Consider the following 14,243-nt stretch of genomic DNA (forward strand, 5'->3'; position numbering starts at 1 on the left):
TTTGTATGCCTGATGTCGCAGTAGTAGGTTCCGGCCCCAACGGGCTCGCAGCAGCGGTGACGATGGCGCGTGCCGGCCTTGCGGTGCACGTCTACGAAACGGCCGACTCGGCGGGCGGCGGCCTCCGGACCTCGGAACTGATCGAGCCTGGATATCTCCACGACGTGTGCTCGGCGGTCCACCCGATGGCACTCGCTTCCCCGTTCTTCCGCGACTTCCAGCTGTCCCGCCGGGTCCGGCTGCAGGTGCCTGAGCTTTCCCACGGTGTGCCCTTGGACGGCGGCCGTGCTGCCCTGGGGTACCGCTCCCTTGACCGCACCGCAGCTGCCCTGGGCCGTGACGGTGAGGCCTACCGGCGACTGATGCAGCCTTTGGTCGACCGGGTGGAGGGCGTGGCGGACGTGGCTCTAAACCAGTTGTTCCGCATCCCCCGGCAACCGTTTGCGGCTGCCGTGTTCGGCCTGCGCACCCTTGAACAGGGGTCCCCTTTGTGGGACATAAGGTTCCGTGAAGAGCTGGCTCCGGCCCTGCTCACCGGCGTGGCCGCGCACGCCGTCGCACCCCTGCCGACACTGCCCGCGGCAGGCGCCGGACTGCTGCTCGGGGCGCTCGGGCATGCTGGCGGCTGGCCGATACCGATCGGCGGATCCGCGGCAATCGCCGGGGCGATGGTGGCGGACATCGAAGCCCATGGCGGTGTGGTCGAGACCGGGACGCGGATTGGATCCCTGGCTGAGTTGCCGGCGGTTCGCGCGACCCTGCTGGACGTCGCTCCGACGGGTCTGCTGCGGATCGCGGACGGTCGGCTTCCGCCGGGGTACCGCCGGGCGCTCGAGTCCTTCGGTTTCGGCAATGCCGCCTGCAAGGTCGACTTCATCCTCTCCGGCCCGGTGCCTTGGGCCGCTCCTGAACTCGCGGACGCCGGTACCATCCACGTCGGCGGCACCCGGGCCGAAACCGCCGAGGCGGAACACCTGGTGGCTGCGGGCCGGCACCCCGAGAGGCCCTACGTGCTCGTCTCACAGCCTTCCCGGTTCGATCCGGGCCGCGCCCCCGCCGGCCGGTGCATCCTCTGGACCTACTGCCACGTCCCGGCCGGCTCCACCGTGGACATGGGCGACGCGGTGATGGACCAACTGGAACGCTTTGCGCCCGGCTTCCGGGACCTGGTGACCGGGGTCAAGGTGACGACGGCGGCGGAACTGGCGGCCTACAACGAGAACTACGTGGGTGGCGACTTCGGTGCCGGGGCGATGGACCTGCGCGGCCTGATCCGGCGGCCCGTCCTCAGTCCCGTGCCTTGGCGGACCCCCTTGTCCGGCGTGTATCTCTGCTCCTCATCCACACCGCCCGGGCCAGGGGTGACCGGGATGCCCGGATTCCACGCCGCGAGATATGCCTTGAAGGACATGTTTGGAATGCGGGTCCCGGACCTGGGCATCTAACGGGCTGCTGAGAGGACTTCCGCGGCGGAAAGGCGGCCGTCCCGCATGGTTGCCACGGCGTCGGTATAGGAAACGAGCCCGATGTCGTGCGTCACCATGAGGGTAGCCACGGTGAACTCATCCGTCACCTGCCGCAGCAGCCGCACTATCTCCTCGCTCCGCTCCTGATCCAGCGCCGCCGTGGGTTCATCGACCAGCAGCACCGCCGGATCCGCCATCAAAGCGCGCGCGATGTTCACCCGCTGGCGTTGGCCGCCGGAGAGCTGGTGCGGCCGCTTGTTCAGCACCGAATCAAGACCGACTCTCCCCAGGAGCCCGGTCGCCTTCTGCTTGGCCTCGCTGACCGGCTCCCCCCGCAGGTGTGCCGCGATGACCAGTTGCTCGGTGGCGGTAAGCGCCGGCAGCAGGTTCGGCTGTTGGAAGATGATGCCGATCCCGTCCCGCCGCAGCGCCGTCCGCCCCGCCTCCGGGATTGTGGCCGCATTTTGGCCAGCCACCCAGACGGACCCGGAGGTAGGCTGGACCAGCGTTGCCGCGACGGCCAGCAGCGAGGACTTTCCGGAACCGGACGGCCCCACCAGGGAGAGGAAATCACCGCGGCGGAGTTCCAGGGAGACATCGTCGAGTGCCCTCAGGGTTCCCTCGCCATCCGGGTACTCCAGGGTGACATTGCTGAGCTTAAGGGAGACGTCCATAGATATGCCTTTCAGAGAATGTTTTGGTGTGAAGTGCCTGCTGACGTGACGGGTCAGTTACCGCCGAGGGCCAGCAGCGGATCGACGCGCGTGATGCCCCGGATCGCCAGCGCCGCTCCGGCCAGGCCGAGGACGACGATTCCGGTAACGGGCAGCAACGTGGTCAGTGGGGTGATGAGGAACGGCGCGGCCTGGGAGGCCGGGATTCCGGCCAGCACACCGGCGGCTCCGCCCGCGGCGGCCCCAGCGACCAGGACCACAGCCGCCTGCACCAGGGCGTCCTTAAGCACGTAAGCCGATGAACCGCCCATGGCTTTCAACACCGCGATGTCCCGGGTGCGTTGCACGGTCCAGACGGTCAGGAACGCAACGATGACGAGCGCGGAAATTCCGTAAAGAAAGGCCTGCATCAGCAACAACGAACCGTTTTCACTGCGGTAGGAGCCAAGGGCCTGGAAGGATCCTTCACGGGTGGTGCTGACCGTGCCGGCAGCTTTGTTCGCCGCCGCGACGTCGACACTGCCGTCGAAACTGACCGCGAGCACGGTCGCGATCGCATCCGTTCCCGCAAGGTGGGCCAACCGGCGCCAGTCCCCCACTGTGGTCCACACGACGCCGGTGTGCGAGTACCACTGCTCGGGAACGACAGCCGATACCGCCAATTCCGTACCGCCCACCGACACGCGGCTGCCGACAGAGAGCTGGAGTTCCTTGGCGAGCTCGGCACCGACCACCACCGTGCCCTCTGCCGTGGGGGCAGGAGCGACGCCGGAACCCGCCGCCACGCCGAACACCGCCACATTGGCGGTTCCGGCGGGAACACCGCCGGCTTCGAGGGCCTGCAGGCGGCCCTGGCTGATGCCCAGCGGTTCTGCCCGGCTGACGCCGTCACGGCCGGACCAATCGGCCAGCTGTTCCCGGGTCACCTCAGATTCCGTGAATGATGCCTTGGGGCTGCCGCCGGCTGGCGCGCCGAACACGACTTGATCGGCGGGAAGGTCCGCTAGGGCGGACGTTGACTGGTTGCCGAGTCCTGCGGTGAGCCCGGAGAGCATCACGAGCAGCAGCGTAATGAGCGCGACCACGCTTCCCATCAGGGCGAAGCGGCCCTTGGCGAAGCGGATGTCACGGATGGCGAGAAACATGGGTGTCCTTTGTCTGGGAATTTGACCTCCCTTTCACTCTGGCGGGGTGCGGCAGCCGTTCCATCAGGCAGACGGATAGTCTGCCGCGGCGGTGCGGTTGAGGCGCCCGTCAATCAAAAGGTTGATTGTGGCCGCAGGTGGGCGGATCCCAGCCCTGGGGCGGAGGTCCGGCATTAGGCTGAGACCATGAACGACAGCGGCAGCGGGGAGGAGCGCGAGACCACCGATGCCGCCGTAATCCTTCGGGTTCTGCGCGTCAGCCTGCACGTGGGCTTCGCCGCCCTGCTACTTGTGGCGCTGGTCCGGCTGCTGGCCCGCGGGATCTCCGGAACGGACTGGCTGGTGCTCGGCCTGGCCCTCTGCCTCGCGGGCGTCTATCTGGCCGGCACGGTGCTGGAGAAACGCCATTCCGTCCGCCCGGAGCGCTTCGACCCGCGGCCCGGTTCGGCGTGGTGGCTCGGAACGGTATGCCTGATCTGGGTGCTGCTGGTCTGGGCCAGTGCGGACTTCGTTTGGCTGGCCTTCCCACTGTTCTTCCTGCAACTGCATGTCCTGCCCAGGGGCATGGCGCTGGGCGCGATCGCGGCCAGCACACTGCTGGTGATCGCTGTGCTGTGGTTCCATAACGACGGCCCGGGCGGGCACCCCCTGGAGCTGCCCACGGTGCTGGGCCCGGTTTTCGGTGCGGTGTTCGCCGTCGTCACCGGCCTGGCGTACCGCGCGCTTTATCTGGAGGCGGAAAACCAGCGGCTGGCGGCGGATGAGCTGCGGCGCACCCGCGCCGAACTGGCCAGCAGCCAGCACGAGGCCGGCATCCTGGCGGAGCGGACCCGGCTGGGGCGGGAAATCCATGACACCCTCGCCCAGGGCTTTTCCAGCATTGTTTTGATGGGACGCTCCGCGGAGCAGGCGCTGGACGCCGGGGACCCCGCCATGGCAGCGGTCCGGCTCCGGACCGTTCAGGAAACCGCAGCCGCCAACCTCGCCGAAGCCCGCAATTTCGTCCGCGGCCTCCAGTCGCCCGAACTGGAACAAAACTCTCTGGTGAACAGCCTGCGCAGGCTGTGTGCCCAGACCGAAACGGAGGCGGCCGCCCGGTGTACCACGCTGCGCTGCCGCCTGGAAACCGACGGAACCCCGGCCGAACTGCCCAACCCCTACAGCACCACCCTGCTCCGTGCCGCCCAAGCCAGTCTTGCCAACGTTTGGACCCACGCACACGCTGCCGCCGCCGTCGTGACCCTGTCATTCCTGGGAACGGAGGTGGCGATGGACATCTTCGACGACGGCGTCGGTTTCGATCCCTTGGGAGTGTCGGACCGGCCGGATGGATCCGGGTACGGGCTGAGGTCCTTGCGGGAGCGGGTTGCAGCACTTTCCGGGACCCTCGACGTCGAGTCAGCGCCCGGTGAGGGGACCGTGGTGGCCATCCGGCTGCCGCTTCCGGGCGGCATCCTTCCGGCCGGACCATCCCGTGTGCCGGGGAAGGACGGGCAATGAAGGAGATCCGCGTGCTCCTCGTGGATGACCACCCCGTCGTCCGGGCCGGTCTGCGGGCCATGCTCACCGACTTCGAGGGCATCGTCGTCGCCGCGGAAGTCGCGGACGGCGCCGCCGCACTGTCGGCGCTGACGCGGCTGCACACCCTGGCCGAACCGGTCGACGTCGTCCTGATGGATCTCCAAATGGGCGCCGGCATGGACGGGGTCACTGCGACGGGGCGGATTATGGCCGGTGAGGGGGGAAGCCCGCCGCCGCCGGTGCTGATCCTCACCACCTTCGACTCTGACGCGGATATCCTCGCCGCAGTCGAGGCCGGGGCCAGCGGCTACATGCTCAAGGATGCGCCGCCCGAACAGATCCGCGAGGCGGTCCTGGCCGCCGCCGCCGGCCAGACGGCGCTGGCCCCGGAAGTCGCGGCCCGGCTGCTGGGGCGGATCCGCAATCCCGAGCCGGCGCTTTCGGCCCGGGAGATCCAACTGCTCGAACTGCTGGCCACCGGGCTGGGGAACCGCGCCATCGCCAGGGAGTTGTTCATTTCCGAGGCAACCGTCAAGACGCACTTGGTGCACATTTATTCCAAGCTCGGCGTCGACAGCCGCACCGCTGCCATCGCTGCGGCGACGCAGCGCAGGATCATCCGGCGAACGTAGCGCCGCCCCCGGCGGACACCCGCACGAACGCCATGACGGGAGGAAAGTCTCCGGCACAGGGCATAATGACGCGAATGGGGAAAATTCAAACGCTTTCACTTGGCCTGGTGGGCCTCCTTCTCGGCACCGTGCTCGTGGCCTGCGACGACGGACGGGCCGGCGCGCAGGATGCCGCGAAGCAGCTCGCGTCTGCGGTTGCCGCGCTCGACGTCGGATCCGTCCCGTTCGAGGGCAAGGACTCCGCGGCCGCGAACGACCGGCTGCACGAAGCCTTCAAAGCGCTGGACCCGGCCAAGCCGACGGTGCAGAGCGGAGAGCTCAAGCTGGACAAGGACACCGCCACGGTCCCGCTGGACTACAGCTGGAAGATCGGCTCCGGTGAGTGGAAGTACACGGTGACCGCCCAACTGAAGAAGTCGGGTGACAAGTGGTTGACGGTGTGGAGCCCGGGGCTGCTGGTGCCGGGACTGGCCGAGGGTGAAATCCTCGGCACCTCATCTCAGTCCCCGTCGCGGGCCGACATCCTGGGTGCCGGTGACGCCAAGCTGGTCACTTACCGTCCGGTGGTCCACGTTGGCATCGATAAGCCCCGGCTGGGGGCGGCCGATCCGGCAGCGTCCGCGACGAAGCTGGCCGGGCTGGTGGGTGTGGACCCTGCAGCCTATGCCCAGCAGGTGCAGGCAGCCGGTGCCGAGGGGTTTGTCACCGCCATCACGCTGCGCGAGGACGGCCGGACCATCTCCGATAACCAGATCGGCGAGATTCCCGGCGCCCGGGCCATCCGCGACTGGCTTCCGCTTGCCCCAACCCGCACCTTCGCCCGAGCCCTGCTGGGCAGCGCAGGGGAGGCGAATGCCGAACAAATCGAGAAATCCGGCGGCTCGCTCCAGGCCGGGGACACCACGGGAACCGGCGGCCTGCAGCAGCAATACGACGCGCAGCTGCGCGGCACGAACGGCATCCAGGTCTTCGCGCAGACCGCGGGGCTTACCGCGGAACAGCGCCAGGGACTGCTCAACGGTGGCCGCCGGATCCTCTTCCAGGTTGAGATGAAGGTGGGCACCCCCTTGAAGACCACCCTGGACCCGAAGCTTCAGCAGCTGGCTGAGGACACCCTGGCCAAAGTGGGCCCGGCATCGGCCATCGTGGCACTCCGGCCCTCCAGCGGCGCGGTGCTGGCCGCCGCGTCCGGCCCGGGAAGCAACGGCTATGACACCGCCATGCTGGGCCAGTACGCGCCCGGATCCATTTTCAAAATCGTCGATTCCCTGGCGATGATCCGCAACGGCATGACCCCCGACTCGAAGGTGGACTGCCCGGCCACCCTGACCGTGGACGGCCGGACCTTTAAGAACGCCGAGGGCTACCCCGCGTCGTCCCTCGGCTCGGTGGCGCTGCGGGACGCCTTCGCGCACTCCTGCAACACCGCGTTCATCAATGCGCGGGACACCGTCAGCCAGGCGCAGCTGGAGTCGGCCGCCACATCCTTGGGCGTCGCCGTGGAGGCCCCCAAGCTGGGCGCCGCGGCGTTCCTCGGGTCGGTTCCGGGCGAGGCCGCCGGCACCGAACACGCTGCCTCGATGATCGGCCAAGGCAAGGTGCTGCTGTCCCCGCTGTCCGCGGCCGTCATGGCGGGCTCGGTCGCGAAGGGCGCCCCGGTCTCCCCCGTGCTGGTGCTGAACCCGAACGCCGCCGCGGCGGGAAGCGCCGCACCGACCGCCGGAGCGACGGCAGCGCCGTCGTCGTCGGCTCCCGCCCCCGCCAAGTCGGCAGGCACGCCGGTGACAGCCGCGGAAGCTGCCTCCCTGGCGGACATGATGCGCGCCGTCGTCACCTCGGGCCACGCGGGGTTCCTGGCCGCCGTGCCAGGAGCACCCGTGGGCGCCAAGACCGGCACGGCCGAATTCGGCAAGGACAACCCGCCCAAGACCCATGCATGGATCGTGGCGGTGCACGGGGACCTCGCCGTCGCCGTGTTCGTGGAGGACGGCGGCCTCGGTGCCACCACCTCCGGGCCGCTGCTGAAGGAGTTCCTCACCGCCGCCGGCTGAGCGGACGGGCTCTGCCCCACGCCGGGCCGCCGTCAGGGCCGTGGGAAGATTGTCCGTGTGGCTCATATAGACGTTTCCGGCATCGACTACTTCCTCTCCGACGGCACGCAGTTGCTCAACGGGGTGACGTTCAAGGTGCCTGCCGGGACCAAGACGGCGCTGATTGGACCGAACGGAACGGGCAAGACGACGCTGTTCCGGATCGTCTCCGGGGACCTTGTTCCGGACGAAGGAACTGTCGGCCGCTCCGGAAACATGGGCATCATGCGCCAGTTTGTCGGTCAGGTCCGGGACGACTCGACCGTCCGGGACCTGCTGGTTTCGGCAGCGCCGCCGCCGCTGGCGGCCGCCGCGCGCGCCGTGGACGAGGCGGAAATGGCGATGATGGAGCACGACGACGAGCCCACCCAGATCAAGTACGCCCAGGCGATCGTGGACTGGGGGGACGCCGGAGGGTACGACGTCGAAACCGTGTGGGACGAAGTCTGCATGGCCGCGCTCGGCCTGCCCTTCGACCGGGCCCAGCACCGCCCGGCGTCGAGCCTCTCCGGCGGCGAGCAGAAGCGGCTGGTGCTGGAAGCGCTGTTCGCCGGCCCCGACGAGCTGCTGCTCCTGGACGAGCCGGACAACTACCTTGACGTGCCGGGCAAACGCTGGCTAGAGGCCAAGCTCAACGAGTCCAAGAAGACCGTGTTCTTCATCAGCCACGACCGCGAGCTGCTGAACAACGCCGCCGGCCGCATCGTCACCCTGGAACCGGGCATCAACGGTGCCGGCGCCTGGGTCCACGGCGGTGGCTTCGGCTCCTACGTGGATGCCCGCGCGGACCGCAACGCCCGGTTTGAGGAGTTGCGGAAGCGGTGGGACGAGGAACACGTCAAGCTCAAGGAACTCGTCAACATGTACAAGAACAAGGCTGCGTTCCGCTCCGATATGGCCAACCGTTACCACGCGGCCCAGACCCGGCTGGCCAAGTTCCTCGAGGCCGGGCCGCCCGAGGCGCTGCCGGTTGAGCAGAACGTGCAGATGCGGCTCAAGGGCGGGCGCACCGCCAAGCGGGCCATCGTGGCGGAGAAGCTCGAGCTCACCGGGCTGATGAAGCCGTTTTCCACCGAGGTCTGGTTCGGTGACCGGGTGGGTGTGCTCGGCTCCAACGGTTCGGGCAAGAGCCATTTCCTGCGCCTGCTGGCGACCGGCGGCACGGACCCCGAGCGGGAGCACCTGCCGGTCTCCGATGTTGACATCGCAGAGGTCCCGCACGAGGGCACGGTCAAACTGGGAGCCCGGATCCGGCCGGGGTTCTTCGCGCAGACGCATGTCCGGCCCGACCTGCTCGGCAAAACGCTGCTTGAGATCCTGCACCGCGGGGACGAGCACCGCTCCGGCCTAGGCCGCGAAGCAGCCGCCGGCGCCCTGGACGGCTACGGCCTCGCCTCACAGTCGGAGCAGAAATACGAATCCCTCTCCGGCGGGCAGCAGGCCCGGTTCCAGATCCTGCTGCTGCAGCTCTCCGGTGCCACCTTGCTGCTGCTGGACGAACCGACCGACAACCTGGACCTGCACTCGGCCGAGGCGCTGGAACGGGCCATCGACCACTTCGAGGGGACCGTCCTCGCCGTCACCCACGACCGGTGGTTTGCCCGCACCTTTGACCGCTTCCTGGTTTTCGGCTCCGACGGCAAGGTCTACGAATCGGCCGAACCGGTGTGGGACGAAAAGCGCGTGGAGCGGGTCCGCTAAACCCCGATCCTCCCTCACATCCTGCCCGTTTTCCGCGGACGCTCCCTCACCTGGTGAGGGAGCGTCCGGGTTCCGGCGGCCGGAAGGGAGGGAGCGTCCGGGTCCCGGCTGGCCCCGTGAAGAACACGCCGAACCCGCACAACGCCCCGTGGAGAAAGTGACGACATGACAAGCACCTCAACCGCTCCGCAACTCAATGCGGCAGCCGCGGCGACCTTTCTGATCTTCGGGATCAACGGCCTGGTGTTCGCCAGCTGGGCCGCCCGCATCCCGGCCGTCACTGAACTGCTGCAGATCACGTCGGGACAGATGGGCACCTTGCTGCTGTGTGTCGCCGTCGGGTCACTGATCGCGTTGCCCACGGCGGGCTGGGTGGTGGGCCGGATCGGCACCGCCAACACGGTGCGCGCGGCGGGGGTGCTCGCCGCAGCGGCCGGAGTCGGGATCGCTCTGTCCCTGAACGCCGCGACGATTCCCGGCACCGCTGCGTCGCTGTTTTTCTTCGGCATAGGCATCGGGCTTTGGGACGTCTCGCAGAACATCGAGGGCGCAGACGTTGAACACAAACTAGGCCGCACCATCATGCCGCAGTTCCATGCGGCCTTTAGCGGCGGGGCCTTCGTGGGCGCCCTCATTGGGGCGGGCCTGTCCCGGCTCGGCGTGGGCCTTCCAGTCCACCTGCTCGTCATCGCCGGGATTGTGGCCGCCGCCGCACTGCTGGCACCCCGCTACTTCCTTCCGCACGTCGCAGCACCTAAGGAAGCGGACGGCAGCGCCACCCCCCGGGGCGGAGCTGCCTGGCGGGACGGCCGCACCCTGCTGATCGGTGTCGTCGTGCTCGGAGCGACCCTCACCGAGGGTGCCGGCAACGACTGGATCGCCAAGGCCTCCGTGGACGGGCTGGGCGCCGAACAGTCGACGGGCGCTCTGCTCTTCGCGGTCTTCGTCCTGGCGATGACTGCCATGCGCTTCTTCGGGGGACGGGCGATCGATGCCTACGGCCGGGTGCCCGTGCTCCGCGGCAGCATGGCCGCCGCGGCAGCCGGACTCGCACTCTTCGTCTTCGCCGGAAACATCTGGCTTGCGGCCGCCGGCGCGGCCCTCTGGGGCGTGGGCGCGGCCCTGGCCTTCCCGATGGGCATGTCCGCGGCCGCCGACGATCCGCGTCAGGCCGCAGCCCGGGTGTCAGTCGTCTCGACACTGGGTTATGTCGCCTTCCTGGCCGGGCCGCCGCTGCTGGGTTACCTGGGGGACGTGACCGGGATCCGGCTCGCGTTGCTGGCTATCGCCGTACCGATTCTCGTAGCCTTGTTGCTTGCCGGTGCTGCGAAGCCCCTGCGCGCTGCCTAAACGGCCCAAACTGACCAGCGCCAGGCCGAAGGGCCCCGCCTCAACCACCGGCGCGACCACACCGGCGCAGCCGCTGTGGTCGGCAGTGCCCCGCAGTAGGGTGGTCAAATGCGAAGCCTGCTGGGACAAACGCCGCGCCACCTCGAGAAGCTGGACCGGAAACTGGTCCGTGCCCTCTCCCGGGTGCCCGGCGGCAGCCATGACGATTTCTTCCGGCGGCTCTCGGCCTCCGCCAACCAGGGCAAGCTTTGGCTGGGGATTGCCGCCGCGATGGCGATCTTTCCCGGCAAGACCCGGCGGGCGGCACTGCACGGCGTACTGGCGCAAGGCGTTGCCTCCGCCGTGACGAACGTGGTGTTTAAAACACTGCTGCCCCGCACCCGCCCGCTGCCCGAACACCTTCCGGTCTTCCGCTTCGTCCACCCGCAACCCACCAGTTCCTCCATGCCCTCGGGGCACTCCGCGTCCGCCGCCGCCTTCGCCCTGGGCGTCGGCCTGATCCGCCCCGCCCTCGGCGCAACGCTGGCCCCGGTCGCTGCCGGCGTGGCCTACTCCCGGGTGCACACCGGCGCGCACTGGCCCTCGGATGTCTTCTTTGGCTCAGCCCTCGGCGCCGGCGCAGCATTGGTGACGCGAAAATGGTGGCCGGTGCGTCCGCCCTTCCCGGCCGTCCGGCGCACCCCGGTGGAGGCCGCCCGGCTGCCCGACGGCGAGGGGCTCGGCATTGCCGTTAACACCTTGGGAGGCTCGTATGCCAGCGAGACCGCAGGGGCCCTGCAAGAAGTATTCCCCAAGGCGTACATAAAGGAAATCAGCCCCGATGAGGATGTCGCTGCCGAAATCGAGGCTGTAGCCACCCGGCCCGGCATCGTCGCGATGGGCGTCTGGGGCGGTGACGGAACCGTGGGAACTGCCGCTGCGGCCGCCCTCGACCACTCGCTCCCACTGCTGGTCCTCCCCGGCGGGACGCTCAACCATTTCGCCCGCGACGCCGGGATACCTTCCCTGCAGGCCGCCGTCGACGCCGCAACCAGAGGGGAAGCGGCATGTGCCGACGTCGGCCATGTCTCCGTGGAGCGGGGGCTGCCCGACAGCCCGGAGAAGCTGGAACTGACCATGCTCAACACCGCCAGCATCGGGCTGTACCCCAACCTGGTCCGCCGGCGGGAGCAGCTCCAGCCCGCCCTGGGGAAACCGCTGGCCGGCGTCGTTGCCATGTTCCGGACCTTCGCGGCCGGGACGCCGTGCACCCTTGTTGTGGACGGGGTTCGGCACAAGCTTTGGATTCTTTATGTGGGGCGTGGCCGCTACTACCCCCGGGACCACGCCCCGCTGGTGCGCCCGGTCCTCGACGACGGCGTGCTGGACCTGCGCATGATCACCGCGGACGAGTCCTTCGCCCGGTTGCGCCTGCTGTGGTCGGTGCTGACGGGCACCGTCGCGACGTCCCGCATCACCCATCTGCGCGAAGCCAGCCGGATCCGGGTTGAACCGGTGGGTCCCACCATGGTGCTGGCGGTGGACGGCGAGGTCATGCCCGGCGTCCGCGTCGTGGAGTTCTCGGTGAGGCACGGCCGACTGGTGTATTACTCCCCGAAGCTGCCGGACTGAGCCGGCTTCGGCGTGCGGGTCACCCTGATTCGTCCCTGATTCGTCCCTGAGAGCGGCGGATTCACGGGCGCCGGTCTGTAGCGTGGAGGTAACACAACCGAACGCAACGCAAAGGAACGCTTCCATGATCGAAGCCCGAGGCCTGACGAAGATTTATGGCGATAAAACCGCCGTCGCCGGAGTCGACTTCATCGTCGAACCGGGGAGGGTCACCGGCTTCCTCGGCCCCAACGGAGCCGGCAAGTCCACAACCATGCGCATGATCATGGGATTGGACCGGCCGACGTCGGGCTCGGTCACCGTCAACGGTGTGCCCTTCGCCCGGCACCACGCGCCGCTGCGGGACGTCGGCGCACTGCTGGACGCCAAAGCGGTGCACACCAGCCGCTCCGCGTACAACCACCTGCTGGCCATGGCCGCCACCCACAGCATTCCCAAGAAACGCGTCCACGACGTCATCGAAATGACCGGGCTCACCGAAGTGGCGCGGAAAAAGGTCGGCGGCTTTTCCCTCGGCATGGGCCAGCGGCTGGGTATCGCGGCTGCGCTGCTCGGCGACCCGCAGACCGTCATCCTTGACGAACCGGTCAACGGCCTCGACCCCGAGGGCGTCGTCTGGGTCCGCAACCTGGTGAAGTTCCTGGCCTCGGAGGGCCGGACTGTATTCCTCTCCAGCCACCTGATGAGTGAAATGGCGGTCACGGCGGACCACCTGATCGTGATCGGGCGCGGCAGAATCATCGCCGACGCCCCCATCCAGCAAATCATCACCGGAAAGGACCAGGGCCGCACCCGCGTCCGCACCGACCAGCCGGACCTGCTGCTGCGCGCGCTGGACGGCGACGGCGTCTCAGTCAGCGTGCAGGACACCGAACTCCTGGAAGTCACCGGTCTCCAGCCGCGCCAGATCGCCCGCGCCGCCCTCGAGCACCAGATCATGATCTACGAACTCACCCCGCTCCGGGCCAGCCTCGAAGAGGCGTACATGGAGCTGACCAAGGATGAGGTCGAATACCACTCGCTGATCACCACGGGCGCCCAAGCCCCCGCCCAGTCCGGAGGCCACTAAGCCATGAGCTCGACCACTCTCGAACCCACTCCGTCCCGCCGCGGAGCGCACGCCGGCACCCCACACGACCGGACCGGCGACGGCCTCAGCACCGGTCCGGGCCCCAGCTTCCCGCGGGTACTTAATGCAGAGTTCATCAAGTTCCGGACGCTGCTGTCCACCCTCATCCTGCTCGCCTCGACCATCGCCGTCATCGTCGGGGTCGGCGCCCTCGCTGCGTGGGGGATCGGCCAAGCGCTCCAAAGCGCCGGCTCAGATCCGCGCCGGAGCGCTGCGCTGGCCGCCCAGGGCGACATTGCCGCCTCGGCGCCGAGTGCCGGTATCTCCTTTGCCCAGCTCATCCTGGGCTCACTGGCCGTGCTGATCATCAGCTCCGAGTTCAGTACGGGAATGGCGCGGTCCACCTTCACCGCCGTTCCGAAGCGCATCCCGGCCTTCGTGGCCAAGCTGCTCGTCGTTGTCGTCTCCGCCTTCATCGTCACCGCCGTCTCCCTCTACCTTGCCGGCCTGGTGGCGGTGCCCATCTTCGGGCAGTACGGCCACACCCTCGACGTCTCCAGCGCCCAGTACGTCCGGACCCTGCTGATCAACAGCGCCTACGTCTCCGCCGTCGCCGCGATCGGCCTTGCCCTGGGCGCCCTGCTCCGCAACTCCGCCGGCGGGATTATGGCGCTGGTAGGCATCTTCTTCGTGCTGCCGATCGCGTTGCAGATCATCCAGGGGGACTTCGTCAAGGAACTGCGGAAGTACATTCCGGACAACACGCTGGCACCGATGACCGCAGCAGAACATCTTCCGGACACGCTCGAGGCGTGGCAGGCGGCTCTGGTCCTGGGTGCCTGGGTTGTCGTCCCGCTGGTGCTGGCCGGCGTTCTGCTGAAGAAGCGGGACGTGTAGCGCAGCCAGGAGCAGTTCCCGCAGCGGTGGTTTCCGGTACATTTCCGAATTGCCTGCCAGGCAACAACCAGCGCTCCGGGGGCCGTA

11 protein-coding genes are annotated in these 14,243 nt (G+C 68.4%); 9 read left to right on the forward strand and 2 right to left on the reverse strand.

Annotated elements, in window-relative coordinates; genetic code table 11:
* Positions 1 to 5: 5 nt before the first annotated feature.
* Complete coding sequence (locus QFZ61_RS03710) at positions 6 to 1,445, forward strand: NAD(P)/FAD-dependent oxidoreductase (protein ID WP_307033418.1); 1,440 nt, start codon at positions 6 to 8, stop codon at positions 1,443 to 1,445.
* On the opposite strand, the gene QFZ61_RS03715 is transcribed toward QFZ61_RS03710, so the two are convergent.
* Together QFZ61_RS03715 and QFZ61_RS03720 are read right to left on the reverse strand one after the other, a co-directional pair.
* Entirely contained in the window at positions 1,442 to 2,140 is a 699-nt protein-coding gene (locus QFZ61_RS03715) for an ABC transporter ATP-binding protein (RefSeq protein WP_307033420.1), read from the reverse strand. The genes QFZ61_RS03710 and QFZ61_RS03715 overlap by 4 nt on opposite strands.
* A gap of 53 nt (positions 2,141 to 2,193) precedes the next feature.
* Positions 2,194 to 3,285: an ABC transporter permease gene (locus QFZ61_RS03720; RefSeq protein ID WP_307033422.1), complete on the reverse strand. Its 1,092-nt coding sequence runs from the start codon at positions 3,283 to 3,285 to the stop codon at positions 2,194 to 2,196.
* A 186-nt stretch (positions 3,286 to 3,471) separates the two neighbouring features.
* On the opposite strand from QFZ61_RS03720, the gene QFZ61_RS03725 reads away from it, so the two are divergent.
* The 8 genes from QFZ61_RS03725 to QFZ61_RS03760 all read left to right on the forward strand — a co-directional run bounded on the left by QFZ61_RS03725 (position 3,472) and on the right by QFZ61_RS03760 (position 14,156).
* Positions 3,472 to 4,785, forward strand: coding sequence for a sensor histidine kinase (locus QFZ61_RS03725; RefSeq protein WP_307033424.1), 1,314 nt, complete (start codon positions 3,472 to 3,474; stop codon positions 4,783 to 4,785).
* A complete protein-coding gene (locus QFZ61_RS03730) occupies positions 4,782 to 5,438 on the forward strand; it encodes a response regulator transcription factor (protein WP_307033426.1) in 657 nt (218 codons plus the stop codon). The genes QFZ61_RS03725 and QFZ61_RS03730 overlap by 4 nt, the downstream gene beginning before the upstream one ends.
* A gap of 74 nt (positions 5,439 to 5,512) precedes the next feature.
* Positions 5,513 to 7,489, forward strand: a complete 1,977-nt coding sequence (locus QFZ61_RS03735) for a penicillin-binding transpeptidase domain-containing protein (RefSeq protein ID WP_307033429.1) — start codon at positions 5,513 to 5,515, stop codon at positions 7,487 to 7,489.
* A gap of 57 nt (positions 7,490 to 7,546) precedes the next feature.
* The gene (locus QFZ61_RS03740) at positions 7,547 to 9,229 is read left to right on the forward strand and encodes an ABC-F family ATP-binding cassette domain-containing protein (RefSeq protein ID WP_307033431.1); all 1,683 of its coding nucleotides are present in this window, start codon (positions 7,547 to 7,549) and stop codon (positions 9,227 to 9,229) included.
* 165 nt (positions 9,230 to 9,394) lie between these two features.
* Complete coding sequence (locus tag QFZ61_RS03745) at positions 9,395 to 10,579, forward strand: MFS transporter (protein WP_307033433.1); 1,185 nt, start codon at positions 9,395 to 9,397, stop codon at positions 10,577 to 10,579.
* A 108-nt stretch (positions 10,580 to 10,687) separates the two neighbouring features.
* On the forward strand, positions 10,688 to 12,190 hold the full coding sequence (locus QFZ61_RS03750; protein WP_307033435.1) for a bifunctional phosphatase PAP2/diacylglycerol kinase family protein: 1,503 nt from the start codon (positions 10,688 to 10,690) through the stop codon (positions 12,188 to 12,190).
* A 124-nt stretch (positions 12,191 to 12,314) separates the two neighbouring features.
* Positions 12,315 to 13,259 carry an ABC transporter ATP-binding protein gene (locus QFZ61_RS03755; RefSeq protein WP_307033437.1) on the forward strand — a complete coding sequence of 315 codons (945 nt, stop codon included), beginning with the start codon at positions 12,315 to 12,317 and terminating at the stop codon, positions 13,257 to 13,259.
* 3 nt (positions 13,260 to 13,262) lie between these two features.
* Entirely contained in the window at positions 13,263 to 14,156 is an 894-nt protein-coding gene (locus QFZ61_RS03760) for an ABC transporter permease subunit (protein ID WP_307033439.1), read from the forward strand.
* The last annotated feature ends 87 nt before the right edge of the window (positions 14,157 to 14,243 follow it).

Origin of the sequence: Arthrobacter sp. B3I4, assembly GCF_030816855.1 — a bacterium.
Taxonomy (GTDB): domain Bacteria; phylum Actinomycetota; class Actinomycetes; order Actinomycetales; family Micrococcaceae; genus Arthrobacter.